General features: G+C 72.9%; 20 protein-coding genes. 14 read left to right on the top strand and 6 right to left on the bottom strand.

The window, feature by feature from the left end:
• Positions 1 to 20 precede the first annotated feature (20 nt).
• On the bottom strand, positions 21 to 968 hold the full coding sequence (locus MOV08_RS13570; RefSeq protein WP_420834151.1) for a CAP domain-containing protein: 948 nt from the start codon (positions 966 to 968) through the stop codon (positions 21 to 23).
• A 131-nt stretch (positions 969 to 1,099) separates the two neighbouring features.
• On the opposite strand from MOV08_RS13570, the gene MOV08_RS13565 reads away from it, so the two are divergent.
• The 4 genes from MOV08_RS13565 (at position 1,100) to MOV08_RS13550 (ending at position 7,777) form a co-directional block, all read left to right on the top strand.
• On the top strand, positions 1,100 to 1,381 hold the full coding sequence (locus MOV08_RS13565) for an acylphosphatase (protein WP_039632430.1): 282 nt from the start codon (positions 1,100 to 1,102) through the stop codon (positions 1,379 to 1,381).
• Positions 1,382 to 1,763: 382 nt separating this feature from the next.
• Positions 1,764 to 1,967 (top strand): hypothetical protein, encoded by a 204-nt coding sequence (locus tag MOV08_RS13560; RefSeq protein WP_039632428.1) that lies wholly within the window; start codon positions 1,764 to 1,766, stop codon positions 1,965 to 1,967.
• A gap of 421 nt (positions 1,968 to 2,388) precedes the next feature.
• Positions 2,389 to 6,102 carry an AAA family ATPase gene (locus MOV08_RS13555; RefSeq protein WP_275307619.1) on the top strand — a complete coding sequence of 1,238 codons (3,714 nt, stop codon included), beginning with the start codon at positions 2,389 to 2,391 and terminating at the stop codon, positions 6,100 to 6,102.
• Positions 6,103 to 6,358: 256 nt separating this feature from the next.
• Positions 6,359 to 7,777, top strand: coding sequence for a sugar porter family MFS transporter (locus MOV08_RS13550; RefSeq protein ID WP_039632424.1), 1,419 nt, complete (start codon positions 6,359 to 6,361; stop codon positions 7,775 to 7,777).
• A 272-nt stretch (positions 7,778 to 8,049) separates the two neighbouring features.
• Here MOV08_RS13550 and MOV08_RS13545 read toward each other — a convergent pair whose 3' ends face one another.
• The 3 genes from MOV08_RS13545 to MOV08_RS13535 form a co-directional block, all read right to left on the bottom strand.
• Positions 8,050 to 9,777: an ankyrin repeat domain-containing protein gene (locus MOV08_RS13545; RefSeq protein WP_275307618.1), complete on the bottom strand. Its 1,728-nt coding sequence runs from the start codon at positions 9,775 to 9,777 to the stop codon at positions 8,050 to 8,052.
• A gap of 60 nt (positions 9,778 to 9,837) precedes the next feature.
• Positions 9,838 to 10,842 carry an LLM class flavin-dependent oxidoreductase gene (locus MOV08_RS13540; protein ID WP_275307617.1) on the bottom strand — a complete coding sequence of 335 codons (1,005 nt, stop codon included), beginning with the start codon at positions 10,840 to 10,842 and terminating at the stop codon, positions 9,838 to 9,840.
• A 92-nt stretch (positions 10,843 to 10,934) separates the two neighbouring features.
• Entirely contained in the window at positions 10,935 to 12,428 is a 1,494-nt protein-coding gene (locus MOV08_RS13535) for a purine-cytosine permease family protein (RefSeq protein ID WP_275307616.1), read from the bottom strand.
• A 434-nt stretch (positions 12,429 to 12,862) separates the two neighbouring features.
• Here MOV08_RS13535 and MOV08_RS13530 point away from each other — a divergent pair, with 434 nt between their 5' ends.
• Together MOV08_RS13530 and ftsY are read left to right on the top strand one after the other, a co-directional pair.
• Positions 12,863 to 13,105, top strand: a complete 243-nt coding sequence (locus MOV08_RS13530; RefSeq protein WP_039640784.1) for a hypothetical protein — start codon at positions 12,863 to 12,865, stop codon at positions 13,103 to 13,105.
• 111 nt (positions 13,106 to 13,216) lie between these two features.
• Positions 13,217 to 14,452, top strand: a complete 1,236-nt coding sequence (gene ftsY / locus MOV08_RS13525; protein ID WP_039632415.1) for a signal recognition particle-docking protein FtsY — start codon at positions 13,217 to 13,219, stop codon at positions 14,450 to 14,452.
• Positions 14,453 to 14,710: 258 nt separating this feature from the next.
• Here ftsY and MOV08_RS13520 read toward each other — a convergent pair whose 3' ends face one another.
• Positions 14,711 to 15,412, bottom strand: a complete 702-nt coding sequence (locus tag MOV08_RS13520; protein ID WP_039632413.1) for a bifunctional DNA primase/polymerase — start codon at positions 15,410 to 15,412, stop codon at positions 14,711 to 14,713.
• A gap of 487 nt (positions 15,413 to 15,899) precedes the next feature.
• On the opposite strand from MOV08_RS13520, the gene nsdA reads away from it, so the two are divergent.
• The 5 genes from nsdA (at position 15,900) to ffh (ending at position 23,526) form a co-directional block, all read left to right on the top strand.
• Positions 15,900 to 17,384 (top strand): transcriptional repressor NsdA, encoded by a 1,485-nt coding sequence (nsdA, locus tag MOV08_RS13515; RefSeq protein WP_067358238.1) that lies wholly within the window; start codon positions 15,900 to 15,902, stop codon positions 17,382 to 17,384.
• A gap of 180 nt (positions 17,385 to 17,564) precedes the next feature.
• Positions 17,565 to 18,914 carry an ammonium transporter gene (locus MOV08_RS13510; RefSeq protein WP_039632409.1) on the top strand — a complete coding sequence of 450 codons (1,350 nt, stop codon included), beginning with the start codon at positions 17,565 to 17,567 and terminating at the stop codon, positions 18,912 to 18,914.
• Entirely contained in the window at positions 18,911 to 19,249 is a 339-nt protein-coding gene (locus MOV08_RS13505) for a P-II family nitrogen regulator (protein WP_039632407.1), read from the top strand. Before MOV08_RS13510 ends, MOV08_RS13505 begins: the two co-directional genes overlap by 4 nt.
• Positions 19,250 to 19,319: 70 nt before the next feature.
• Complete coding sequence (locus tag MOV08_RS13500; RefSeq protein WP_275307615.1) at positions 19,320 to 21,830, top strand: [protein-PII] uridylyltransferase; 2,511 nt, start codon at positions 19,320 to 19,322, stop codon at positions 21,828 to 21,830.
• 145 nt (positions 21,831 to 21,975) lie between these two features.
• A complete protein-coding gene (ffh, locus tag MOV08_RS13495) occupies positions 21,976 to 23,526 on the top strand; it encodes a signal recognition particle protein (protein ID WP_039632406.1) in 1,551 nt (516 codons plus the stop codon).
• Positions 23,527 to 23,605: 79 nt separating this feature from the next.
• On the opposite strand, the gene MOV08_RS13490 is transcribed toward ffh, so the two are convergent.
• Entirely contained in the window at positions 23,606 to 24,457 is an 852-nt protein-coding gene (locus MOV08_RS13490) for a methyltransferase domain-containing protein (RefSeq protein ID WP_275307614.1), read from the bottom strand.
• A gap of 557 nt (positions 24,458 to 25,014) precedes the next feature.
• Between MOV08_RS13490 and MOV08_RS13485 the strand changes: the two genes are divergently transcribed.
• From MOV08_RS13485 to MOV08_RS13475, 3 genes are all read left to right on the top strand, one after another.
• Positions 25,015 to 25,605, top strand: coding sequence for a hypothetical protein (locus MOV08_RS13485; protein ID WP_039632402.1), 591 nt, complete (start codon positions 25,015 to 25,017; stop codon positions 25,603 to 25,605).
• A 155-nt stretch (positions 25,606 to 25,760) separates the two neighbouring features.
• Entirely contained in the window at positions 25,761 to 26,201 is a 441-nt protein-coding gene (gene rpsP, locus MOV08_RS13480; RefSeq protein WP_039632400.1) for a 30S ribosomal protein S16, read from the top strand.
• 2 nt (positions 26,202 to 26,203) lie between these two features.
• Positions 26,204 to 26,443: an RNA-binding protein gene (locus tag MOV08_RS13475; protein ID WP_003980229.1), complete on the top strand. Its 240-nt coding sequence runs from the start codon at positions 26,204 to 26,206 to the stop codon at positions 26,441 to 26,443.
• The last annotated feature ends 91 nt before the right edge of the window (positions 26,444 to 26,534 follow it).

The raw sequence follows: 26,534 nt of genomic DNA, 5'->3' as shown, positions 1-26,534 counted from the left end.
GGGGGCCGGCGGCACCCGGCTCAGAAGCCGAACTCCTGGGCCCACCACGGGCCGCCCGGACCGAAGTGGGCGCCGACCCCGAGGGCCTTGTACTCGCAGTTGAGGATGTTGGCGCGGTGCTCGGGGTCGTCCATCCAGGAGGCCATCACCGCCCGCGCGTCGGACTGGCCCCGGGCGATGTTCTCCCCGCCCAGGTCCGCTATGCCCTGGTCGCGGGCCCGGTCCCAGGGCGTGTGGCCGTCCGGATCGGTGTGGCCGAAGAACCCGCGCCGCGCCATGTCGTCGCTGAACCGCTCGGCCAGACCGGCCAGTTCGCGGCTGGCGGTGACCGGTGAGCAGCCGGCCCTGGCACGTTCCTGATTGACCAGCGAGACCACCTCGGCCTCGGCCGCGGCCTCGGTGCCGCCGCCGGCGGTCGGGGCGGCGGTCGGGCCGGCGGTGGGGGTCGCCGTCGGCCGAGGCGCGGTGGTGGTCGGTCCGCCGGTGGGTTGCGCGGACGGTCGCCCGCCGGTCACCGGGGACGGCGGTGTGGGCGTGGGCGCGGCGGTCCGGGACGCCGACGGCGTGGCGCCGGGCGAGGGCGGAGCCGTGGTGGAGGGGGCCCGTCCGGCGCCCCGGGACGCGCCGGTCCCCTCGCCCCGGCCCGCCACGTCCGTCGGTGCGGGCGCCGGTGCGGTGGAGCTCTCCTGCGGCCGGGCGTCCGGCAGCACATCGGCACGGACCCGGTCGGCGCGGCCGCCGCCCACCTCGAACCGGCCGCCGCCGGGGACGAGTCCGGACGCGACCGCCACCGCGCCCATCGCCACCGCGGCGGAGGCTCCGAGCAGTCCGGTGCGCACCGGTGCGGTCCGGCGGGCCGCGCGATGGCCGCGATGTCCGGCGGGCGCGGCCACATCCGTCGGTCCGTCAACAGGCCCCGTACGAGGGCGTTCCGGAGCGTGGGGAGCAGAGCGTCGATGGCGGCCCATCCGCACAAGTTCCTTCCGTGCAGCGTCACGTGCCTCACCCGAAAGGGTGAGTCCTCGCTGTCGGGGGACTGTACGCCATGACGTACGGGGCGGATGTGCTTGCTGAGCAATTGGCCGGTTAACGTGCACACATGGAAGAGGAAGTGCGGATGACCGCGTGGGTACGCGGGCGGGTCCAGGGAGTTGGGTTCCGCTGGTTCACCCGAGCGAACGCTTTGCGCATCGGCGGGCTCGCCGGTTTCGCGGTCAATCTCGGCGACGGACGGGTCCAGGTCGTCGCCGAGGGGGCGAAGGACCGCTGCGAGGCGTTGCTGGAGTGGCTCCGCACCGGGGACACGCCCGGGGACGTCGACGGTGTCACTGAGATTTGGGCCACGCCGCGGGGCGGCTACGACGGCTTCGAGATCCGCTGATCGCCCTGGAGAGCGCCGCCCGGACGGCCGCGCCGGGTGCTCCCGCGGGTGTGCCTTCGTGAGCTGCTTACAGGAGATAAGCGCTGGTGGTTGCCAACTCGGCCGACCCGTGCAAGGCTGCCGCTGTACGGATGATCTCCACGCCCCGCGGGACCTTTCTGGAGAGTGGGCGCCATGCCCTGGCGACCGCGCACTCTCAGGTGCCCGAGGATACGGGGCGTGATCGTGTTGACCCTCCATCCGTTTGGTGAGACTCTGGAATCCCCGCGCACCTTAGCTGTTTGGCATTGAGTACACCTGGAGAATGACAAGCACCGCGGGTGCGAATCCCTCACGACCCACACCGCTTCGGTCGGTCACTCATTGTGGAGGACCATCCATCATGGCAAAGGCGCTTCTCGGTTACGTCGGCGGCTCCGACCCCCGAGTCCTCGCCGAGATGCGACGGCTTCAGCAGCGCGTCCAGGACCTCGAATCCGAACTCATTCGGATGCAGGCCGAGAACGACATGCTCTCCGCTGCCGCGCGTCGCGACGATTCGGTGCTCGACATCGACGTACCCCAGGCGGAGCCCGCGCTCACCTGACCCCGACCAGGGTCGGACGGGCTGCACGCCAGCCGCTTGAGGCACCGCATGCTTCAAGATCTGCACGCTTCAAGATCTGCACTGCAAGATCTACAAGGGACGCTTCGGCGTCCCTTCGTCGTTCCCCCGTTCCGTGTGCCGTCCTCGGTGATTCTCCCGCCCCTGCGCCGCACGCTGTTTCCGCATGGGCCGGATGGCATGCCGCCCTCCGGTCACTTGCGTCCCGCGGTGTATCCCCAGCCCCTCGGTGCCGTCCTTACCGCATGATGTGCCCCTCCCTTTACCCGGTGAAACCGGCGGGTTGCATTGCCCGGTGAAGGGGAGGAGAACGGCGGTCGATACCCGGGGGTCGTACCGGGCCGTGGCGGTTGCCGGAATGTTGCGGAGAGGTGGCGGGGAGCGGCCGGTAGAGTTCAAAGGCGTGCATCTGAAGAGTCTGACCCTGCGAGGCTTCAAGTCCTTCGCCTCCGCCACGACGCTCCGTTTCGAACCGGGCATCACCTGCGTCGTGGGCCCCAACGGTTCCGGCAAGTCCAACGTCGTGGACGCGCTGTCGTGGGTCATGGGGGAGCAGGGTGCCAAGTCGCTGCGCGGCGGCAAGATGGAGGACGTCATCTTCGCCGGGACGACCGGGCGGCCGCCGCTCGGCCGCGCCGAGGTCTCCCTGACGATCGACAACTCCGACGGCGCGCTGCCCATCGAATACGCCGAAGTCACCCTCACCCGGATCATGTTCCGGAACGGCGGCAGCGAGTACCAGATCAATGGCGACACCTGCCGGTTGCTGGATATCCAGGAACTCCTCTCGGATTCCGGAATCGGCCGAGAGATGCATGTGATCGTCGGCCAGGGACAGCTCGATTCCGTGCTGCACGCCGATCCGATGGGCCGCCGGGCGTTCATCGAGGAGGCGGCCGGCGTGCTCAAGCACCGCAAGCGCAAGGAGAAGGCGCTGCGGAAGCTGGACGCGATGAAGGCCAATCTCGCCCGCGTCCAGGACCTGACCGACGAACTGCGGCGGCAGCTCAAACCGCTGGGGCGGCAGGCCGCGGTCGCCCGGCGCGCCGCCGTCATCCAGGCCGATCTGCGGGACGCCCGGCTGCGGCTGCTCGCCGACGACCTCGTTACGCTGCGCCGGGCGCTGGCCGCCGAGATCGCCGACGAGGCGGCGCTGAAGGAGCGCAAGGAGGCCGTCGAGGAGCGGCTGCGCGCCGCCCAGCAGCGGGAGGCGACGCTGGAGGCGGAGGCGCGGGCCCTGGCCCCGCGGGTGCAGCGGGCCCAGCAGACCTGGTACGCGCTGTCCCAGCTCGCCGAGCGGGTGCGCGGCACGGTCTCGCTGGCCGAGGCCCGGGTGCGCAGCGCCGCGGCGGCCCCGCCGGAGGAGCGGCGCGGCCGGGACCCCGAGGACATGGAGCGGGAGGCCGCCCGGATCCGCGAGCAGGAGGCGGAGTTGACCGCCGCGCTGGAGGCGGCGAGCCGGGCGCTGGAGGACACCGTCGAGCACCGGGCGGCGCTGGAGCGGCAGTTGGCGGACGAGGAGCGGCACCTGCGGGACGCCGCCCGCGCCCTGGCCGACCGGCGCGAGGGGCTGGCCCGGTTGACCGGGCAGGTCACCGCCGCCCGCGGCCGGGCCGGGTCGGCGCAGGCGGAGATCGGTCGGCTGGCCGAGGCCCGGGACGCCGCCCGGACCCGGGCGGTCGCGGCCCAGGAGGAGTACGAGCAGCTCAAGGCCGAGGTCGACGGGCTGGACGCGGACGACGAGGAGATCACCGGGCGGTACGAGGCGGCCCGACGGGAGCTGGCGGCTGCCGAGTCCGCGCTGACCGCCGCGCGGGAGGCGCTGACCGCGGCCGAGCGGGAGCGCGCCGCGACCGCCGCCCGGCACGACGCGCTCGCCCTCGGGCTGCGCCGCAAGGACGGCACCGGTGCGCTGCTGGCCGCCGCCGACCGGATCGGCGGGGTGCTCGGACCGGCCGCCGAACTGCTGACCGTCACCCCGGGCTTCGAGGTCCCGGTGGCGGCCGCGCTCGGCGCCGCGGCGGACGCGGTCGCGGTCACCGACCCGGCCGCCGCGGCGGAGGCGCTGCGGCTGCTGCGCAAGGAGGACGCGGGGCGGGCGGCGATGGTGCTGGGCGGCAGCCGGCCGACGCGGGTGCCGGCGCCGGCCCGGGCCATGGAGGCCGAGGAGGCCGTGCCGGTGGCGGCGGTGGAGGGCGTCGAGCGGGCCGGCGGGGAGCCGGTCGCCGGGGCCGGCGGGGCCGGGATGCCGGGGACGGCCGGCGGTCCCCGGCCCGCCCATGAACTCGTCCACGGGCCACGGGAGTTGACCGCCTCGGTGGCACGGCTGCTGCGCGACGTGGTGGTGGTCGGGATGCTGGCGGAGGCCGAGGAGCTGATCGCGGCGCGGCCGGAGCTGACCGCCGTCACCGCGGAGGGCGATCTGCTCGGGGCGCACTTCGCCCAGGGCGGTTCGGCGGGGGCGCCGAGCCTGCTGGAGGTCCAGGCGTCCGTCGACGAGGCGGCGGCCGAGCTCACGGAGCTGGCGGCCCGCTGCGACGCGCTGACCGAGGCGCGGCGCGCGGCGGAGCTGCGGCGTACCGAGTGCGCGGCGCTGGTCGAGGAGCTGGACGCCCGGCGGCGCGCGGCCGACCGGGAGAAGTCGAAGGTCGCCGGGGACCTGGGGCGGCTCGCCGGGCAGGCTCGGGCCGCCGCCGGGGAGGCGGAACGATCCGCCGCGGCCGCCGCCCGGGCCGAGGAGGCGCTGGCGCGGGCCACCGAGGAGGCGGAGGAACTGGCCGCGCGGCTCGCCGCGGCCGAGGAGGACCCGGGCGCGGACGACGAGGAGCCCGACACCTCCGTACGCGACCGGCTGGCCGCCGACGGGGCCAACGCCCGGCAGACGGAGATGGAGGCCCGGCTCCAGGCGCGGACGCACGAGGAGCGGGTCAAGGCGCTCGCCGGGCGGGCGGACTCGCTGGACCGGGCGGCGCGGGCGGAGCGCGAGGCGCGGGCGCGCGCCGAACGGCGGCGCGCCTGGCTGCGCCACGAGGCGGCGGTGGCCGGGGCGGTGGCCTCGGGCGCGCGGCAACTGCTGGCGCACGTCGAGGTGTCGGTGCTCCGGGCCGAGGAGGAACGGGCCGCCGCGGAACGGGCCAAGGACGCGCGGGAGCGGACGCTGGCGGCCGAGCGCGAGCAGGGCCGGGAGCTGACGACGGAGCTGGACAAGCTGACCGATTCGGTGCACCGCGGCGAGGTGCTCGGCGCGGAGAAGCGGCTGCGGATCGAGCAGTTGGAGGGCCGGGCGCTGGAGGAGCTGGGGGTGGAGCCGGCCGCGCTGGTGGCGGAGTACGGTCCCGATCAGCCGGTCCCCCCGGTGCAAGCACCGGCTCCACTGGAGCGGCTGACTCCGCGCGGCCTTGCTGCGCCGGCCGAGGGCGAGGCGCTGCCCGATGACCCCTTGCACCCGCGGAACCAGCCGGTGCCGTACGTCCGGGCCGCGCAGGAGAAGCGGCTCAAGGCAGCCGAGCGGGCGTACCAGCAGCTCGGCAAGGTGAACCCGCTCGCGCTGGAGGAATTCGCGGCGTTGGAGGAGCGGCATCAGTTCCTCAGCGAGCAGCTTGAAGACTTGAAGAAGACCCGGACCGACCTGCTGCGGGTGGTCAAGGAGGTCGACGAGCGGGTCGAGCAGGTCTTCACCGAGGCGTACCGCGACACCGCGCGGGAGTTCGAGGGGGTCTTCGCGCGCCTCTTCCCGGGCGGCGAGGGGCGGTTGGTGCTGACGAACCCGGACGACATGCTGGCGACCGGGGTGGACGTGGAGGCGCGGCCGCCGGGGAAGAAGGTCAAGCGGCTCTCGCTGCTGTCGGGCGGTGAGCGGTCGCTGACCGCGGTGGCGCTGCTGGTGTCGATCTTCAAGGCGCGGCCCAGCCCGTTCTATGTGATGGACGAGGTCGAGGCGGCGCTGGACGACACCAATCTGCAGCGACTGATCCGGATCATGGAGGAGCTCCAGGAGAGCTCCCAGCTGATCGTGATCACGCACCAGAAGCGGACGATGGAGGTCGCCGACGCGCTCTACGGCGTGTCGATGCAGGGCGACGGCGTCTCGAAGGTGATCAGCCAGCGGCTGCGCTGAGCCGTTCGGCGGCCCGTCGCGGCGGGTCCGTGAACCCGCCTTTCTGCACCCCCTGAAGATCAATTCAGAACTTGAATGAAGCATGCGGCGGTCGGGTGAGAAAGACGTCAGCTTTGGGGTATTGACTTCGAAACTTAAAGGCATAGTCTCTGCAACGTTGCTTTTACCTTCAAGTGGTGGGTACCTCCAACGTGTGCACCACTTGTAGGGCCAGCCCCCTACGCCCGGCAGCGCAGCCGGGCCACTGGAGTTCACGTTGACCAGCACCGCGCAGCCGACGGTCCCGGAAGGCCGCAAGGCCCAGCCGGACCACCTCGGCCATGTCATCTTCATCACCGCGGCTGCCGCGATGGGCGGCTTTCTCTTCGGCTACGACAGCTCCGTCATCAACGGCGCCGTCGAGGCGATCCGCAGCCGCTACGACGTCGGGTCCGCCGTCCTCGCGCAGGTGATCGCCATCGCCCTGATCGGCTGCGCCATCGGCGCCGCCACCGCCGGCCGGATCGCCGACCGGATCGGCCGGATCCGGGTCATGCAGATCGCCGCGGTGCTCTTCACCATCAGCGCCATCGGCTCCGCGCTGCCGTTCGCCCTGTGGGACCTGGCGATGTGGCGTGTCCTGGGCGGCATCGCGATCGGTATGGCCTCGGTCATCGGCCCGGCCTACATCGCCGAGGTCTCGCCGCCCGCCTACCGTGGTCGGCTCGGCTCCTTCCAGCAGGCCGCCATCGTCATCGGCATCGCCATCTCCCAGCTCGTGAACTGGGGCATCCTCAACCTGGCCAACGGTGAGCAGCGCGGCAAGATCGCCGGCCTGGAAGCCTGGCAGTGGATGCTCGGCGTGATGGTCATCCCCGCGATCCTCTACGGCCTGCTCTCCTTCGCGATCCCCGAGTCGCCGCGCTTCCTGATCTCCGCCGGCAAGCTCGACCGCGCCAAGGAGGTGCTCGGCGAGGTCGAGGGCCACACGGTGGACCTCGACGCCCGGGTCACCGAGATCCAGGACGCGATGCGCCGCGAGCACAAGTCGACCTTCAAGGACCTGCTCGGCGGCAAGGGCGGCTTCCTGCCGATCGTCTGGGTGGGCATCGGCCTCTCCGTCTTCCAGCAGCTGGTCGGCATCAACGTCGCCTTCTACTACTCCTCGACGCTGTGGCAGTCGGTCGGCATCAACCCGGAGGGCTCGTTCTTCTACAGCTTCACCACCTCGATCATCAACATCGTCGGTACCGTGATCGCGATGATCTTCGTCGACCGGATCGGCCGCCGCCCGCTGGCGCTGATCGGCTCGGCCGGTATGGCCGTCGCGCTCGCCCTGGAGGCGTGGGCCTTCTCCGCCAGGACCGCGGCCGGCACCCTGCCGTCCGCCGAGGGCACCGTGGCGCTGATCGCCGCGCACGGCTTCGTCCTCTTCTTCGCGCTCTCCTGGGGCGTCGTGGTCTGGGTCCTCCTCGGCGAGATGTTCCCCAACAAGATCCGTGCCGCCGCGCTGGGCGTCGCCGCCTCCGCGCAGTGGATCGCCAACTGGGCGATCACGGCCAGCTTCCCCAGCCTCTCGGACTGGAACCTGTCCGGCACCTACGTGATCTACGCGGTCTTCGCTCTGCTCTCGATCCCCTTCGTGCTCAAGTTCGTGAAGGAGACCAAGGGCAAGGCGTTGGAGGAGATGGGCTAACCCCCCCCGCCAGCCCTCTCCTCAGTTCTCGCTGCTGCCCCGGCTCACCCGAGCCGGGGCAGCGGTGGTTTTCGCGGCCGGACGCACCGGGGGCCCTAGGGCCTGTCGTCAAACTCCCGCCTGCCTCGCGGCGTCTGGCACGCACGCTCTCTGCGTTGTCGGGCTCATCCCGGTACGCCCGGTACCGGGATGACCCTCCGCCTTGAGATCGCACGCACCAGACGCCGCGAGGCCCGCCCTCCGGGCGAACGACGGGAGTTCGACGACAGGCCCTAGCCAAGGAGTCGGCTGCCGTCGGGTATCTCCACCCAGCGGCGGGGTGGGCCGGCCACCGGTGCCGGGTCCGTCACCCGCAGGCCGGCCGCCGCGGAGGCGTACCCCAACTCGCTCGCGCCGTACATGTCCTTCGGCCGGGACCAGCTCCAGAAGCGGTAGTGCCAGTGCCCCTCGGGCTCGTCCCCGTACGGCGGGAGGCCGATCTCCTCGGTCAGCGCGGTGCGGCCGTCGCGGGAGAGCGTGCCGAAGGTGCCGCCGGCGGGGTTGACGTACAGGCCGTAGGCGGCGGTGCCCACGGAGAGGGCGTCCAGCAGCCGGTCGGTGCCCAGCAGGTACGAGGACGGCTGGAGCAGCACACAGCCGCCGGGCACCCCCGTCACCCCCACCCGGCGGTGGGACTCCTCGGCGTCGTGCGCGTCGAAGCCGTAGGGGGCGGTGGTGCCGGGGTCCGCATCGGCGTCCGGGGCGAGCACCGGGCAGTCGCGCGGGTCCCGGCCCAGCCGCCGGACCGCCTCCGCCTCGTCGATCCCCGCCACGAACGCCACCGAGGCGCCGTCGGTGTGCACTCCCCGGAACACCGCCGCCTGCTCGTCCGCCGCCCGCTGCGCGGCGCGCTCCTCGGGCGTCAGTGGCACCGCTCCCGGCAGCCCGGCGAACAGCGGGGCCAGGGCGCAGGTCAGCGCCAGACGGCCGGGGGAGCGGCCGGCGACCTGCGGGCTCCAGGCGTCGGCGCCGGCCCGCAGCAGCAGCGCGGCGTTCTCCTCGGCGCCGTGGCAGACGGCGTGCCACAGCGGGGTGCAGCCCTGTGCGTCCGGCGCGTCCACCGCCGCGCCGCGGTCGAGGAGCGTGGCGACGGCCTTGGGGGAGCCGTGGGCCGCGACCAGGTGCAGCGGGGTCTCCTGGGGGTGGCCCGGCACGAGGGCCCGCGGATCGGCGCCGTTGGACAGCCGGGCCAGCACCAGCGCGGTGTCCCGCCAGTGGAACGGGGCCAGCAGCTCCCAGTCGCCGCGCGCGGGGTCCGGGGCGGGCGGGGACCACGGCCGCGGCGCGCACTCGGGCGGCGGGGCCAGGATCTCCGCCGGGCCCGGGCCGACGGTGAGGAACCCCCGCGATTCCTCACCCGTCGTCGGTGGGGCCGGCGGCGCGGCGTCCGGCCAGATCTCCAGCGCCTCGCCGGCCGCCGCCCGCAGCGGCCCGGTGTCGAAGACGGTGACCGTCTCGGGGACCTGCTCGTCCGGCCACTCGACCACGAGTTGGGTGGCGCCGGCGGGCGGCAACTGCGAGAGGTGCAGCTCCAGTTCGTAGTGGAAGGCGCCGCCGGAGCCGCCGCCCAGCCGCAGCGTCGGGTGCGGCGGCCCGGCCGTCGGCAGCGGCGCGCCGTCGAGCGTGGTGACCTTCCGCCCGTCGGCCAGCAGCAGTCCGCAGCGCAGCGCCCCGTCGCGCGTCCCGCCGTACGGCGAGGTCCGGCCGCCGGGTCGGATCCGTCGCAGGAAGACCGAGAGCCGCATCGTCACCGACCGCGGCCAGACCTCCCAGCCGGTGAGCACGATCCGCACGTCCGGGCCGGCGCCGGCCTCGGCGACCTGCGGGAGCCGCGCCGGGACGAACCAGTGCGAGGGCGCGAACTCCTCGTCCTCCACGGGCGCGTAGGCGCGCAACTCCAGGGTCTCGTCAGGGGGTTCAGGTGGGGGAGGGGATGCGGGCAGACCGTCGAAGAAGCTCATGCATCGATCGTGGCACCCGGCACTGACAATCGGCGTGCCCTGCGCGCCGCCCGGCGCGCGTCACTCCCTCAGCCGTGGCAGCACCTTCTGTGCGAACAGCCGCAGCGACCGCCATCCCTCCTCGACGGGCATCCCGCCGCACAGCGGATGCAGGATCAACGTGCCCCGGGCGCCGTCCTCTTGGGCCAGTTCGACGCAGTCGTCCGGCGTGACGATCCGGTACACGCCCTCCGCGCGCAGCGCCGCGGCGTCCCGCGCGGCGGAGCGCACCGCGGAGCGGCTCCCGGCGGACTGCCACGCCGCATACCTCTGTGCCTCGTACAGCAGGTGGTCGCCGTGCTCGGCCCAACTCCGGTCGGGATCCTCGGAGATGTGCAGCAGGAAGGTGCGCGGCGGCGGCTGGAGCACCCAGCCGTCGGTCCCGGCGGCGGCGCACTGCTCGTGGTAGTAGCGCTCCAGCTCTGGCAGGTGGGCGCTGGGGAAGAGCGGCAGTCCCAGACGGGCCGCGCGCCGGGCCGCGGGCCGCGAGGCGCCCCCGACGAGCAGCGGCGGATGCGGCCGGGAGTACGGGCGCGGGGTGACCTGGACCGTGCGCCCCTGGTAGGTGAACGGCTCGCCGGTCCAGGCGTTGAGCAGTGCTTGCAGCACCTCGTCCTGGAGGGCGCCGCGGTCACGCCACTCCTTGCCGTGTGCCGCGTACTCCTCGGGCCGGTAGCCGAGGCCGGCGACGGTGACCAGCCGGCCGCCGCCGAGCAGATCGAGCACCGCGATGTCCTCGGCCAGCCGCAGCGGGTCGTGCAGCGGGGTGATCAGGGCGGAGACGGTGACGCCGATCCGGCGGGTGGTGCCGAGGACGGCGCCCGCGAAGGCGAGCGGGGAGGGCATCCAGCCGTTGTCGGTGGCGTGGTGCTCCTCGGTCTGGATCATGCCCAGGCCGTGCTCGTCGGCGTACCGGGCCATCTCGACGGCGGCCCGGTAGCGGGCGGAGAGGTCCGCGGGCGCGGCCGGTGGTCCGGCGAGGTTGATGCGCAGGACCGTGGTGGGTGCGGTGGTGCCGGCAGACATGACAGGTCCCCTTCGCCAGAGCAGGTGGCGAAGGGGACCGTAGCTGACGATACGTCAGACCGCCAGGTTCATGGTCGGGAACCGGCCGCGGCTCAGCCGACCTCGACGGCCGCCGGCTCCTCGTCGGCCTCGGGGGCCGGCGCCGCGGCGGGGGTCTCCGGGGCGGCCGGCAGGACCGCGAAGATCACCGCGGCGATCAGGATGGTGGCCGCCCAGCCCAGGCCGTTCTCGCCGATCCAGGTGCCGGCCAGCGGGCCGGTGAACCACTGCACCTTGGTGAAACACAAGCCCGCGACCAGCGCGACCGCCCAGGCCGTCATGGCCTGCCAGCAGAAGCCGCCCTTGTACCAGTAGCGGCTGGTCCGGTCGATGTTCATCAGGCTCTCCGCGTGGTAGCGGACCGCCTTCTTGCGGCGGCGGAGCATGTCGATGCCGTAGACGCCGATCCAGGCGGAGAAGGAGACCGCGAGCAGCGTCAGGAAGGCGATGAACTGCCCCACGAAGTCCTTGGCCACCAGCATCATGAACAGCCCGCCGATCAGGCTGATCGCGGCGTTGATGCTGACCGCCAGGGCGCGCGGCAGCTTGACGCCCATGGTCTGCGCGGTGAAGCCCGCGGAGTACATCGACAGGCTGTTGATCAGCATCATGCCGATCAGCGCGGTGATCAGGTACGGGATCGCGATGGCCGACGGCAGCACCTGGCCCAGGAAGGACATCGGGTCGGTGTTCTGGTTGGCCAGCTCCGGGTTGGAGACGGCCATCACGCCGCCCATGACCACCATCGGGACCAGCACCAGGGCGGCACCCGAGACGGTGGTGCCGACGATCTTCTTGCCGGACGCGGAGTGCGGCAGGTAGCGCGCGAAGTCCGGACCGGTGGGCACCCAGCTGAGACCGCCGGCCGCGATGGTGCCGATGCCCGCGATCATCATGGCGCCGCTGCCCGGCGACTTGGCGAAGATGGCGCCCCACGGCATCTCGACGATCAGGTAGACCAGGACGACGACGCTGATGAGGCTGAAGAGGTACGTGGAGTACTTGTTGCAGACGTTGAGCGCCTTGCGGCCCATGCCGCTCACCAGGAAGGTGCAGGCGACGAAGCCCAGCAGGGTCACCACGACCAGCACGTTGTTGGTCTTGATGCCGAACACCAGGCGGAGCACGGTCAGGATCGCGTAGGCACCGCTTACCGCGTTGATCGTCTCCCAGCCGAAGCGGGCGACCCACAGGATCGCGCCCGGGAAGTAGTTGCCGCGCACGCCGAAGGCGGCCCGGGAGAGCATCGCGCCCGGCGCGCCGCCCCACTTCCCGGAGACCGACAGCAGGCCGACGATGCCGAACGAGATGGTCGACGCGATCGCGGCGACCACCAGCACCTGCCAGAAGTTCAGACCGTTGTTGATCACCAGTGAGGCGCCCATGGTGAGCAGCAGCACGCTGATGTTGGCGGCCACCCAGGTCGGGAAGAGCTCCCGGACCCGGCCCCGGCGTTCGTGGTCGGGAACCGGCTCGATTCCGCGGGTCTCGACGGCGCCGTCGACTTCCGGGGTGGACGTGGGTGCGGACGTGGTGCTGGTGCCCATGGGTGCGGCCGTCTCCGTGCGGGGGTCTGGGGGGCACCCCCGGGGAGGAGGTGCAGGCAGCGGCTGTGGTGCCTGGCCAGAAAGTGGTTGCCAGGACTCTACGCGCGTTGCGCAGCCGTCCACCATCGTACTTTGGTCCAACTTCCACTGGTCCGCCCCCTTGGACCCCTTGACGATGACACGGAATCGGCGATCCTGTCGATGAATCCAGTCACACCCCCCTGATCAGGACATACGAGACGTGATGGACTGCCTGGCAGGCGAACCGGAGACTCCTCTTCCGTACTTGCCGACGGTTCCGCACCCCGCACAGAGCCCGTCGGAGAGATGCATGTCTCGTTTGAGCGCCGCTGACCGGCCACCGTCCGGACGCCGAACGGCGGGATAACGACGCCCCGGGCATGAGGCACCGGAATTGGTGCAAGGTGATCCCGATGAACGACAGCGACCACCCGCAGGAGGCCGATGTGCCCGGCAAGACGTGCCAGTGGTGCCAGGGCACCGGCTATGTGTCCCAGGCCCTGGCCTACGCCCCCGGCGTCGATCCGTTCCGGGGCCCCTACGAGACCGTCCAGCGGGCCGGCGAGTGCCGGCACTGCCGGGGGTCGGGGACATACGACTCGCACCGCGACCCCACGCTGGAGCGCTGGCGCCCGGAGGAGCGCAGGGAGTCCTGAGGCGGAGCACCGAGGAGCCCCGGGAGCCGGGGCGGCCCCACCGGGACCCGGGGCGGAACCCCGCGCGCGCGGGGCCGTCCCCGGTGGGGCGTGGCTGATACTGGAGGGGTTATGGAAACCGTCATCCTTGCTGTAGTCATCGCCGTGGTCGTGCTCGGCGCGATCAGCGGGCTCGTCGTCAGCGGCCGCAAGAAGAAGCAGCTGCCGCCGCCCCCGCCGGCCACCACCAAGCCCTCCGTCACCGCGCCCCCCGCCGAACCGCAGGTCGGCGAGGAGGCCGAGACCCCACGCGACGAAGAACGTCGCACCATCGAAGAAGTCGAGCTGCCCGCCGCCGAGGCCCCCGCGGCCGAGGCCGAGGCACCCGTCGCCGAGCCGGAGGCGCCCGCGGCGCCCGCCGTCGAGGTCCCCGAGCCGACCGCCGGCCGCCTGGTCCGGCTGCGCGCCCGGCTCGCCCGCTCCCAGAACACCCTCGGCAAGGGCCTGCTGACCCTGCTGTCCCGCGAACACCTCGACGAGGACACCTGGGAGGAGATCGAGGACACCCTCCTCACCGCGGACGTCGGCGTCGCCCCCACCCAGGAACTGGTCGAGCGGCTCCGCGAGCGGGTCAAGGTGCTCGGCACCCGCACCCCCGAAGAACTGCGCCGGCTGCTCCGCGAGGAGCTGCTCGCGCTCATCGGCACCGACACCGACCGCACCGTGCACACCGCCAACGGCATCGGCAACGGCGGCGACGAGATCCCCGGCGTCGTGCTGGTCGTCGGCGTCAACGGCACCGGCAAGACCACCACCACCGGCAAGCTCGCCCGCGTCCTGGTCGCCGACGGCAAGTCCGTGGTGCTCGGCGCGGCCGACACCTTCCGTGCCGCCGCCGCCGACCAGCTCCAGACCTGGGGCGAGCGGGTCGGGGCCCGTACGGTCCGCGGCCCCGAGGGCGGCGACCCGGCGTCCATCGCCTTCGACGCGGTCAAGGAGGGCATCGCCGAGTCCGCCGATGTCGTCCTGATCGACACCGCCGGCCGGCTGCACACCAAGACCGGCCTGATGGACGAGCTGGGCAAGGTCAAGCGCGTCGTCGAGAAGCACGGCCCGGTCGGCGAGGTGCTGCTCGTCCTCGACGCCACCACCGGTCAGAACGGCCTGGTGCAGGCGCGGGTCTTCGCCGAGGTCGTGGATATCACCGGCGTGGTGCTCACCAAGCTCGACGGCACCGCCAAGGGCGGCATCATCATCGCCGTCCAGCGCGAACTGGGCGTTCCGGTCAAGCTGGTCGGCCTGGGCGAGGGCCCGGACGACCTGGCGCCGTTCGAGCCCGAGGCGTTCGTGGACGCGCTGATCGACTGACCCGGCCGGCTGAGCCAGCGGCACGGCATGACGGCGGCGGCCCCCGCCACCCGCGGACGACGGGTGACGGGGGCCGCCGCCGTTCCCCGGGGCCTGTCGCACCTTCCCGGCCGCCCCGGTCGGAGCGCCCGCAGCGCACGGATCAGGCCAAGCCGGTGGGCCGGCGCCACCCGTGCAGACATCCGGCCAATGCGGAACGGCGCCGCACCGGCCCCGCGCGGCAGGCGGTGGGCCGACGGCGAAACGATTTGCCCTCGTTCAGCGGACAGGCGGCCCGGCAGGGGCGACGGCCGCCCGGCCCGCCGCCCGGTTGCACACATACGCCAGCGCCCCCAGCAGCAGCCGGGCCTGCGGCGGCCGGCCGGCGGTGTCCAGGGTCGGCGGGCGCAGCCAGCGCATCGGCCCCAGACCGCCGAAGTCGGACGGCGGCGCGGTGATGTGGTCACCGGGGCCCAGCGGGCGAAGGTCCAGATCCGCGTCGTCCCACCCCATGCGGTAGAGGAGGTCGGGGAGCGCCGCGGCCGCCCCCGGGGCGACGAAGAACAGCGCGCGCCCGGTGGGCGCGGCGGCCACCGGTCCCAGCGGCAGGCCCATCCGCTCCAGCCGCACCAGCGCGCCCCGGCCCGCGTCCTCCGGCACGTCGAGGACGTCGAAGGTGCGGCCCACCGGGAGCAGCACCGCCGCGCCCGGCGTCTCGGCCCAGGCGGCCAGCGCCTTCTCCAGCGTCGCGCCGGCCGCCAGCTCCCGGCCGAAGGAGAGCGGATGGGCGCCCGGGGACGGGCAGTCCGGGACACCGCACGAACACTCCGTCCGGCCGCCGGCCCGGACCGCGCGGGCCCCCGGGACGACGTCCCACCCCCACAGCCCCGTGTACTCCGCCACCGCGGTGCCCCCGGCCGAGCGGATGCGGCGGCGCGACCCGGAACGGAGGTCCAGGATGCCGCCGATCGTGAAACCCATGCCCCCTCCAACGGGTGGTGCGTACGAGTGGTTACGAGTCGGGGAGTTGACGAGGAGACGGTTCTTCACGCTGGTGTTCACGCTCCGTCGGCGGTCCGCGGTGCCGGTGGTGTCGCGTCGTATGTCGGGTGGTGCGATGCGGTGTGCACGCCCTGGCGCGCTCCGTTCCGCCTCTCCCCGTACGACCTGTGTCAAGTCAATCGCGAGAGGCGGTCGGGGAGTTCCACCGAAGGGGTGGCGAATGGTGGCGTTTCCGCAATCGACCTCCCGACGGGCGTGATCGTAGGATTACTTTCGGTGCACGAACCCGGAGAGGCACCCTTCGCACTGGTATGCCGGTGGCAACGTCCGTGCGGGCGGCGGCCGGAGGTGTGGCCGGATTCCGCGGTCGGGTAGATGTAGCGCGGAACGGGCGCCGCAACAGGCGGCATCCTGTGGGGGATTCGCGGACGAGCGCTATCGGAAGGGGGGCATCCCTGTGGGCGGCATGGACGGCACCGCCGGCTCCACCAGCACGAGCGGCACGGACGCCGTCAAGCGGCCCAACGCACAGTTGGGCTCGTGGTTCATGCGCAGCGGCTGGTCCAAGGGCGAGCTGGCCCGGCAGGTCAACCGCCGGGCGCGCCAGATGGGCGCCCACCACATCAGCACCGACACCTCCCGGGTGCGTCGCTGGCTGGACGGCGAGCAGCCCAGGGAACCCATCCCGCGGATCCTCTCCGAACTCTTCTCCGAACGCTTCGGCTGCGTGGTCGGCGTCGAGGAGCTCGGGCTGCGCTCGGCGCACCAGTCCCCGTCCGTCTCCGGCGTGGACCTCCCCTGGGCCGGCCCCCAAACGGTCAACCTCATCAGCGAGTTCACCCGCAGCGACCTGATGCTGGCCCGCCGCGGCTTCCTGGGCACCTCCCTCGCGCTCGCCGCCGGCCCCACCCTCGTCGAGCCGATGCAGCGCTGGCTGGTGCCGGTGCCCGTCGCCCCGGGCGAGGTCCCCGCGCAGCTCGACCGGGCCCGCCGCCCGGCCCGGCTCTCCCGGCCCGAACTGGAGCTGCTGGAGGCCACCACCGCGATGTTCCGGCAGTGGGACGCCCAGTGCGGCGGCGGCCTGCGGCGCAAGGCGGTGGTCGGCCAGCTCCACGAGGTCACCGACCTCCTCCAGGAGCCCCAGTCGCCCGAGGTGTCCAAGCGGCTGTTCAAGGTCGCCGCCGAACTCGCCGAACTGGCCGGCTGGATGAGCTACGACATCGGCCTCCAGCCGACCGCCCAGAAGTACTTCGTGCTCGCGCTGCACGCCTCCAAGGAGGCCGGCGACCGCCCCCTGGGCTCGTACATCCTCTCCAGCATGAGCCGGCAGATGATCCACCTCGGCCGGCCCGACGACGCCCTGGAGCTGATCCACCTCGCCCAGTACGGCAGTCGGGAGACCGCCACCCCCCGCACCCAGGCGATGTTGTATGCGATGGAGGCCCGCGCCTACGCCGGCATGGGCCAGCCCAGCAAGGTCAAGCGGGCGGTGCGGATGGCCGAGGACACCTTCTCCGACATCGCCCCCGGCGAGACCGAGCCGGACTGGATCCGCTTCTTCTCCGAGGCCGAGCTGAACGCCGAGAACGCCCACTCCTACCGCGACCTCGCCTATGTGGCCGGCCGCAGCCCCACCTACGCCTCGCTCGCGGAACCGGTCATGCGGCGCGCCGTCGAACTGTTCGGCAAGGACCCCGAGCACCAGCGCTCCTACGCCCTCAACCTGATCGGCATGGCCACCGTCCACCTGCTCCAGAAGGAGCCGGAGGCGTGCGCCGTGATGGCCCAGCAGGCGATACCGTTCGCCCGCCAGGTCCGCTCCGAACGGGTCAACACCCGGCTCCGCAAGACGGTGGACACCGCGGTCCGGGAATTCGGGACCGTCAGCGAGGTGATCCAGCTCAGCGACGAGCTCTCCCGCCAGCTCCCGGAGACCGCCTTCGCCGGCTGACCCGACCGCTCGCCGGATCCCTGAGGATCTCGGAATTCATCGGCGCGTAACACGGAGGACCACTTCGTCACCCCGGTGAAACACCGGCAAGGTTTGGCCGAAACGGCGCCGCGACACTCTCATCGCGAAGCCGGCCCACCCCACACCCGCACGGGCCGCATCGACGACGAGGAGACGCCGATGCCCCCAGGCATCCTTACGCTCGCAGACGGCCTCGCGGAGAAAGCCACCCTCAGTCCCGCCAACACCGGGTTCATGCTCATCTGCTCCGCGCTGGTGATGCTCATGACGCCCGGCCTGGCGTTCTTCTACGGCGGCATGGTCCGGGTCAAAAGCGTCCTGAACATGCTGATGATGAGCTTCATCAGCCTGGGCATCGTCACGCTCCTGTGGGTGCTCTACGGCTTCGGGCTCGCCTTCGGCACCGACACCGGCGGCATCATCGGCTGGAGCAGCGACTTCGCCGGCCTCGGCCACATCGGCCTGACCCAGCTGTGGGGCACCACCACCATCCCCGTCTACGTCTTCGCCGTCTTCCAGCTGATGTTCGCGGTGATCACCCCCGCGCTGATCAGCGGAGCCCTCGCCGACCGGGTGAAGTTCACCGCCTGGGCGCTGTTCATCGCGCTGTGGGTGACCGTCGTCTACTTCCCCGTCGCCCACTGGGTGTGGGGCGACGGCGGCTGGCTGTTCAAACTGGGCGTCATCGACTTCGCCGGCGGCACCGCGGTGCACATCAACGCCGGTGCCGCGGCGCTCGGCGTGATCCTCGTCGTCGGCAGGCGCATCGGCTTCAAGAAGGACCCGATGCGGCCGCACAGCCTGCCGCTGGTGATGCTCGGCGCCGGTCTGCTGTGGTTCGGCTGGTTCGGCTTCAACGCCGGCTCCTGGCTCAACAACGACGACGGCGTGGCCGCGGTCGCCTTCGTCAACACCCAGGTCGCCACCGCCGCCGCGATGCTCGGCTGGCTCGCCTACGAAAAGCTCCGGCACGGCTCGTTCACCACCCTCGGCGCGGCCTCCGGCGCGGTCGCCGGACTGGTCGCCATCACCCCCGCCTGCGGCGCGGTCAGCCCGCTCGGCGCCATCGCGATCGGCGTGATCGCCGGGGTGCTGTGCGCCATGGCCGTCGGCCTCAAGTACAAGTTCGGCTACGACGACTCCCTGGACGTCATCGGAGTCCACCTCGTCGGCGGCATCGTCGGCTCGCTGCTGATCGGGCTGTTCGCCACCGGCGGCGTGCAGAGCGACGCCAAGGGCCTCTTCTACGGGGGCGGCTTCGGCCAGCTCGGCAAGCAGACCGTCGGCGTGGTGTGCGTCCTGCTGTACTCGCTGGTCGTCTCCTACGTCCTTGCCAAGGCCATCGACCTGGTGATGGGCTTCCGGGTCGGCGAGGACGAGGAGATCACCGGCGTCGACCAGGCCGCGCACGCCGAGACCGCGTACGACTTCGCCGGCGCGGGCGGCGGCACGACGGCCCGCAGGACCACGGCCCTGGGCGAAGCCCCGACCAAGAAGGTGGACGCGTGAAGCTCATCACGGCAGTAATCAAGCCGCACCGGCTCGACGAGGTGAAGGACGCCCTGCAGGCGTTCGGCGTGCACGGCCTGACCGTCACCGAGGCCAGCGGCTACGGACGGCAGCGCGGGCACACCGAGGTGTACCGGGGGGCCGAGTACACCGTCGACCTGGTGCCCAAGATCAGGATCGAGGTGCTCGTCGAGGACGCGGACGCCGAGGAGCTGGTGGAGGTCGTGGTCAAGGCCGCCCGCACCGGCAAGATCGGCGACGGGAAGGTGTGGAGCGTCCCCGTCGAGGAGGCCGTACGGGTGCGGACCGGGGAGCGCGGACCCGACGCGCTGTGAGCCGCAGGCCGAGGGCGGCGGGGTGCGGCGGAAGCGCCGCGGGGGACAACACGACCGAGGAGAGCCCGAGTTGACCGAGAGCGTCGAACCCACCGCACACCCCGCCGCCACGGCCCCGGTGGACGCACCCGGCGGCTACCCCGCCGCCCGGCTGCGCCTCCTCCGGGACGACGGCACCGCCGGCCCCGACCGCCGCGCCGCCCTCGCCCGGCTCACCGACGACTGGCTCGCCGCCCTGCTGGCCGAGGCGTCCGCCCCTGCCTCCAACGGCCGCGCCGCCCCCGGCCCTGCCGCTCCGGGCACCGCACTGGTCGCCGTCGGCGGCTACGGCCGCGGCGAACTGTCCCCCCGCAGCGACCTCGACCTCCTGCTGCTGCACGACGGCCGCGTCGCCCCCGGCGACCTCGCCGGCCTCGCCGACCGCCTCTGGTACCCCGTCTGGGACCTCGGCCTGGACCTCGACCACTCCGTCCGCACCCCCGCCGAGGCCCGCCGCGCCGCCCGCGACGACCTCAAGGTGCAACTGGGCCTGCTCGACGCCCGCCACATCGCCGGCGACCCCGCACTGACCGCCGCGCTCCGCACCGCCGCCTACGCCGACTGGCGGGAATGCGCCCCCCGGCGGCTCCCCGAACTCCGGGACCTCTGCCAACAGCGCGCCGCCCGCCAGGGCGAACTCCAGTACCTCCTCGAACCCGACCTCAAGGAGGCCCACGGCGGCCTGCGGGACGCCACCGCACTGCGGGCCATCGCCGCCTCCTGGCTCGCCGACGCCCCCCGCGGTGGACTGGAGGCCGCCCGCACCCGGCTCCTGGACACCCGGGACGCCCTCCACCTCACCACCGGGCGCGCCACCGACCGGCTCTCCCTCCAGGAGCAGGACCAGGTCGCCGGCGCCCTCGGCCTGCTCGACGCGGACGCCCTGCTCCGCCGGACCTACGAATCCGCCCGCACCATCGCCTACGCCGCCGACGTCACCTGGCGCGAGGTCGGCCGGGTGCTGCGCGCCCGATCCGTCAAACCGGTGCTGCGCGGGCTGCTGCACGGCCGCACCGCCGACCGCGGCGAACGCTCACCGCTCGCCGACGGCGTCGTCGAACTCGACGGCGAGGCGGTGCTGGCCCGCACCGCCCGCCCCGAACGCGACCCCGTCCTGCTGCTGCGCGCCGCCGCGGCCGCCGCCCAGGCCGGACTGCCGCTGGCCACCCACGCCATCCGCCGCTGCGCCGCAGCCCACGCCGCCGCACCGCTGCCGGTGCCCTGGCCGGCCGAGGCCCGCGAGCAACTGGTCACCCTGCTCGGCGCCGGCGCGCACACCGTCCCGGTATGGGAGGCCCTGGAGGCCGAGGGCGTCATCGCCCGCCTGCTGCCCGACTGGGAGCGCGTCCGCTGCCGCCCCCAGCGCAACCCCGTGCACACCTGGACCGTCGACCGCCACCTGGTCGAGACCGCGGTCCGCGCCGCCGCACTGACCCGCCGCGTCCACCGGCCCGACCTGCTGCTGGTCGCCGCCCTGCTGCACGACATCGGCAAGGGCTGGCCCGGCGACCACGCGGTGGCCGGCGAGACCATCGCCCGCGACGTGGCCGCCCGGCTCGGCTTCGGCCCCGGCGACACCGAGGTGATCGCCGCCCTCGTCCGGCACCACCTGCTGCTCATCGAGACCGCCACCCGACGCGACCTGGACGACCCGGAGACCGTCGGCGCGGTCGCCGACGCCGTCGGCAGCCCCGGCACCCTGGAACTCCTGCACGCCCTCACCGAGGCCGACGCGCTCGCCACCGGGCCCGCCGCCTGGAGCTCCTGGCGCGCCGGCCTCGTCTCCGGCCTCGTCCAGCGCGTCGCCGACCGGCTCGCCGGGGAGCCCGCGCCGGACCCGCGCGGCACCGACGCCCCCACCGCCGAACAGGAGCGCCTGGCCGTCGAGGCCGCGCGCACCGGCGGCCCCGTCCTGGCCCTGCACACCCGCCCGGAGACCGCACCGCCGGACGCCGCCCCGGCCGACGCCGACCCGGAACCGGTCGGCGTGGAACTCCTCATCGCCGTCCCTGACCAGCCCGGCGTGCTGCCCGCCGCGGCCGGCGTGCTGGCCCTGCACCGCCTCACCGTCCGCGCCGCCGACCTGCGCACCCTGGACCCCATCGGCCAGGGCCCGGTGCTGCTGCTCAGCTGGCGGGTGGCCGCCGAGTACGGCTCGCTGCCCGAGGCCGGCCGGCTCCGCGCCGACCTGGTCCGCGCCCTGGACGGCTCCCTGGACGTCCCCGGCCGCCTCGCCGAACGCGAACGCGCCTACGCCCGCCGCTCCCGCGCCGCCCTGGCCCCGCCGCCCCGCGTCACCATCGTCGCCGGCAGCTCCCGCACCGCCACCGTCATCGAGGTCCGGGCCCAGGACGCGCACGGACTGCTGCATCGGATCGGCCGGGCCCTGGACGCGGCGGGGGTCGCCGTGCGCAGCGCCCACATCAGCACGCTGGGCGCCAACGCCGTGGACGCCTTCTACGTCACGGGGCCGGACGGGACGCCGCTGCCCGACGCGGTGGCCCACAAGGTGGCCGAGGCGGTCGAGGCCGCGCTCCAGTGACACCGGGCGGGGTGCGCTCCGGGGCGCGCCCCACCGGCGGCCGGAGCACGGGGCGGGCGCGGGCCAGAGCGGGTTCGCTTGCGGGGCCCGATACCCTAGAACCCGACTGGACCTAAGCCCCCGACCCCGAGGATCGACGACCGCCGTGTTCGATACGCTTTCCGACCGCTTGGCGAGTACTTTCAAAAACCTCCGGGGCAAGGGCCGCCTGAGCGAGGCGGACATCGACGCCACCGCGCGGGAGATCCGGATCGCCCTGCTGGAAGCCGACGTCGCGCTGCCGGTCGTCCGCGCCTTCATCAAGCAGGTCAAGGAGCGCGGGCTCGGCTCCGAGGTCAGCCAGGCGCTGAACCCGGCCCAGCAGGTCATCAAGATCGTCAACGAGGAGCTCATCGGCATCCTCGGTGGCGAGACCCGGCGCCTCCGCTTCGCCAAGCAGCCGCCGACGGTGATCATGCTGGCCGGTCTGCAGGGTGCCGGTAAGACCACCCTCGCCGGCAAGCTCGGCCGCTGGCTCAAGAGCCAGGGGCACTCGCCGCTGCTGGTCGCCTGCGACCTCCAGCGCCCCAACGCCGTCAACCAGCTCCAGGTCGTCTCCGAGCGCGCCGGCGTCGGCTTCTACGGCCCCGAGCCGGGCAACGGCGTCGGCGACCCGATCCAGGTCGCCAAGGACTCGATCGAGTACGCCCGCACCAAGCAGTTCGACGTCGTGGTCGTCGACACCGCCGGCCGCCTCGGCATCGACGCCGAGATGATGCAGCAGGCCGCCGACATCCGCGACGCGGTCAGCCCCGACGAGGTCCTCTTCGTCGTCGACGCGATGATCGGTCAGGACGCGGTCAACACCGCCGAGGCGTTCCGCGACGGCGTCGGTTTCGACGGCGTGGTGCTCTCCAAGCTGGACGGCGACGCCCGCGGTGGTGCCGCGCTCTCCATCGCGCACGTCACCGGCAAGCAGATCATGTTCGCCTCCAACGGCGAGAAGCTGGACGACTTCGACGCGTTCCACCCGGACCGCATGGCGTCCCGCATCCTCGGCATGGGCGACATGCTCTCGCTCATCGAGAAGGCCGAGCAGACCTTCAGCCAGCAAGAAGCCGAGAAGATGGCGGCCAAGCTGGCGAAGGGCCCCAAGGAGTTCACCCTCGACGACTTCCTGGCCCAGATGGAGCAGGTCCGCAAGATGGGCTCCATCTCCAAGCTGCTCGGCATGCTGCCCGGCATGGCGCAGATGAAGGATCAGATCAACAACCTCGACGAGCGCGAGGTCGACCGCACGGCCGCCATCATCAAGTCGATGACCCCGGCCGAGCGCCAGGACCCGACGATCATCAACGGCTCGCGCCGGGCCCGCATCGCCCGCGGTTCCGGTGTCGACGTCAGCATGGTCAAGAACCTCGTCGAGCGGTTCTTCGACGCGCGCAAGATGATGTCGCGGATGGCCCAGGGCGGCGGCATGCCCGGCATGCCCGGCATCCCCGGCATGGGGGGCGGCGCCGCCCGGAAGAAGAAGCAGATCAAGCAGGCCAAGGGCAAGCGCAAGAGCGGCAACCCGATGAAGCGCAAGGCCGACGAGGAGGCCGCGGCGGCGCGCCGCGAGGCGGCCGCGACCGGCAACCCGCTCGGCCTGCCGCAGGCCGGCCAGGAACCGCAGAACTTCGAACTCCCCGAAGAGTTCAAGAAGTTCATGAACTGAGCGGCACCCGCACCACCCGACGAGCCCCCGGCCACTCCTCCGTGGCCGGGGGCTCGTCCGTCGCGTTCCGGGACAGGCCCTAGCGGGTCCGCGCGATCAGATACCGGAAGACGTTCGCCATCCAGAGCGTCCCGTCCCCCCGCTGATACGGATGGAGCGCCTCGACCAGTTCCTTCTCCACCTGCCGCGGCCCGGCCACCTCCAACGCCCCGTCGAACAGGCCCGTCGACAGCATCCCGCGCACCGCGCTCGCCATGTCCGCGTACCCGAACGGGCAGGCCACCCGCCCCGACCCGTCGGGCCGCAGCCCCGTCCGTTCCGCCAGCTCCTCCAGGTCGTCCCGGCCGGCCGGCCGCCAGCCCGCGCCGAAAGCCGGCGCCGGGGCGGCGAGCCGCTGCGCCACCCGCAGCACGCCGGCCGCCGCACACCGCTCCACCGGGCCCCAGCCGCCCAGCACCACCGCGCTGCCCCGCTCGGCCAGCGCGGTCGCCGCGGTCAGCGCCGCGGCCAGCTCCTGCGCACCGCCGCCGCAGCCCACCGGGTGGAACGCCGTGATCACGGTGAACGCCGCACCCTTGGGTGCCGCGTCCGCCAGCCCGCCGCTGACCAGCCGGGTGACCTCCGGCATGCCGTCCGGCGTGAGCCGCTCGCGCGCCAGCTCCAACCGGCGCTCGTCCGCGTCCACACCGCTGACCTGCGCCCCGCGCGCCGCCGCGAGCAGCAGCGCCAGCCCGGACCCGCAGCCCAGCCCCAGCAGCCGGGTGCCGGGCCCGATGCCCAGCCGGTCGTACGCGGCCTCGTAGAGGGGTACCAGCATCCGCTCCTGGATCTCCGCCCAGTCACGGGCGCGGGTGCCGGTCGGCGCGGCCGGGCCGTCATCGTGCACGGGCCCGGTGTTCGGAAGCTGGTGCCGCACGAGCGTGGGAGACATCGATAGCGCCCCTATTCGCCGAGAACCCGAAGCTGATCAGTACCGTCCGCCCCCGTGTTTCCGAGCGTTGTGCGCCCCCGCGATCCAGACAACTGCGCATCCGACCGGGCGTCCAGAGGGTGCGCCGGGGTTTGGCTCCCGCGCGCCCCTGTGTGCGCCGCCCACCGCACTCCCGGAGCGCCGTTCCAGGGTGCCCCGGGGAGTGCCGTCCCGCCACGGCAGCGGCGCCGCCCGTCGCCCCGGCCCTCGCCTCCCGCGTGTCGCCGCCGGATCCCGCTGTCCTACGGTGGACGGGTGGGGTCGGTGCCCACGGGGTTTCGTACCACCGGTAACATCACCGCGCGTCCGGCGCCCTGACATGCGGCGGGCTTACGCCATGTGGCGTACGCGGGGGTACGCGCCCTACGTACCGGCTTGCCGCCCCAGGGGCGCCTTCTCCGCAGATCGGCGTACCGGGCACGGGCCACGCCCCATGCCCGGAAACTGACCGGTACGTGCAAATTATTTGGGATGCCCCGGAATCGGAACACTGGGAGACCCCGGCTCGTTGTCACGACGTGAGCACGACACCGCCTGTTCTCGCCGCCGAGCTGGCGCTCGCGTGGGCCGACATTCAACGGCACCACCCCGAGCTGCCGGACCTGGCCGCGCCCGAATCCCTGATCGGAGAGTCGTCGTCCGCCTGTGGCGCCGAGCTCTCCTTCGAACGGCTGCTCCATGAGGCAGTCCACGGCATCGCCGCCGCCCGCGGCATCCGCGACACCTCCCGGGCAGGCCGCTACCACAACCGCCGGTTCCTGGCGATCGCCGAGGAGCTGGGCCTGGACCACACCGACGAGCCGCATCCCAGCAGCGGCTTCTCGCTGGTCACGCTCAACCCCGAGGCGAGACGGCGCTACCGCCCCACCATCGAGCGGCTCACCAGAGCCCTCAAGGCCCACAGCGCCGCCACCGCCACCGACACCACCCGCAGCTTCCGCGGACCGGCCGCCCGGCACGGCTCCTCCGGGGGCGGCGTCCGCGTCAAGGCCGTCTGCGACTGCGGGCGCAATGTGCGGGTCGTCCCCTCCGTACTGGCCCAGGCGCCGATCGTCTGCGGCGGCTGCGGCAAGCCCTTCCGGATCCCCGAGGTGGCCGCGGTCGGCTGACCCTCGGGCGTGTGGCACAATTGCCTGCTGTACTCGACAGTCGCACAGGACCCCTCTCTCCTCCGGCTGACGCGTCCATCGGGGCCCCGAGTACCGCAACCCCACGTGGCATCTCGTTGTGCCCCACCACGTCAAGACCAGGAGACACCACTCCAGTGGCAGTCAAGATCAAGCTGAAGCGTCTGGGCAAGATCCGCTCGCCTCACTACCGCATCGTCGTCGCCGACTCCCGCACCCGCCGGGACGGCCGCGCCATCGAGGAGATCGGCCTGTACCACCCGGTGCAGAACCCCTCCCGCATCGAGGTCGACGCCGAGCGCGTCGCCTACTGGCTGGGTGTCGGCGCGCAGCCGACCGAGCCCGTGCTGGCCATCCTCAAGGTCACCGGCGACTGGCAGAAGTTCAAGGGCCTGCCGGCCCCGGCGCCGATGAAGGTCGCCGAGCCGAAGGCCGACAAGCGCGCCCTCTTCGAGGCCGCCGCCAAGGCTTCCGGTGACGAGCCGAAGGGTGAGGCCATCACCCCGAAGGCGAAGAAGGCCGACAAGAAGGCGGACGAGGCCGCGGCCGAGTCCACCTCCGAGTCCACCGAGGACTGAGCGTGCTTGAGGAGGCCCTTGAGCACCTCGTCAAGGGCATCGTCGACAACCCCGACGACGTGCAGGTAGCCTCGCGCACCCTGCGCCGCGGGCGCGTGCTGGAGGTCCGGGTCCACCCCGACGACCTCGGCAAGGTGATCGGCCGCAACGGCCGGACCGCCCGCGCACTGCGGACCGTCGTCGGCGCCATCGGCGGCCGGGGCATCCGCGTCGACCTCGTCGATGTCGACCAAGTTCGCTGATCAAGTTGAACACCGGCTCGGGCCGGGGAGGGCCTTCGGGCCGTCCCCGGCCCGCGTCCGTATGTGAGGCTGGAACCACCGCGACCCCGTC

The sequence above is a fragment of the Streptomyces yunnanensis genome, assembly GCF_029011865.1.
GTDB classification, from domain to species: domain Bacteria; phylum Actinomycetota; class Actinomycetes; order Streptomycetales; family Streptomycetaceae; genus Streptomyces; species Streptomyces yunnanensis.
Note: the sequence above shows the minus strand (reverse complement) of the source record. Positions and strands in the feature narration are given on the sequence as shown.

Bases quoted from the DNA above. Each gene is read 5' to 3' on its own strand.
- MOV08_RS13570 (WP_420834151.1), bottom strand. From the start codon at position 968: ATGGGCCGCCATCGACGCTCTGCTCCCCACGCTCCGGAACGCCCTCGT.
- nsdA (WP_067358238.1), top strand. From the start codon at position 15,900: ATGGACGGCACCGCCGGCTCCACCAGCACGAGCGGCACGGACGCCGTC.
- ftsY (WP_039632415.1), top strand. From the start codon at position 13,217: ATGGAAACCGTCATCCTTGCTGTAGTCATCGCCGTGGTCGTGCTCGGC.
- MOV08_RS13540 (WP_275307617.1), bottom strand. From the start codon at position 10,842: ATGTCTGCCGGCACCACCGCACCCACCACGGTCCTGCGCATCAACCTC.
- MOV08_RS13535 (WP_275307616.1), bottom strand. From the start codon at position 12,428: ATGGGCACCAGCACCACGTCCGCACCCACGTCCACCCCGGAAGTCGAC.
- MOV08_RS13545 (WP_275307618.1), bottom strand. From the start codon at position 9,777: ATGAGCTTCTTCGACGGTCTGCCCGCATCCCCTCCCCCACCTGAACCC.
- MOV08_RS13565 (WP_039632430.1), top strand. From the start codon at position 1,100: ATGGAAGAGGAAGTGCGGATGACCGCGTGGGTACGCGGGCGGGTCCAG.
- MOV08_RS13490 (WP_275307614.1), bottom strand. From the start codon at position 24,457: ATGTCTCCCACGCTCGTGCGGCACCAGCTTCCGAACACCGGGCCCGTG.
- MOV08_RS13560 (WP_039632428.1), top strand. From the start codon at position 1,764: ATGGCAAAGGCGCTTCTCGGTTACGTCGGCGGCTCCGACCCCCGAGTC.
- MOV08_RS13530 (WP_039640784.1), top strand. From the start codon at position 12,863: ATGAACGACAGCGACCACCCGCAGGAGGCCGATGTGCCCGGCAAGACG.
- MOV08_RS13520 (WP_039632413.1), bottom strand. From the start codon at position 15,412: ATGGGTTTCACGATCGGCGGCATCCTGGACCTCCGTTCCGGGTCGCGC.
- MOV08_RS13510 (WP_039632409.1), top strand. From the start codon at position 17,565: ATGCCCCCAGGCATCCTTACGCTCGCAGACGGCCTCGCGGAGAAAGCC.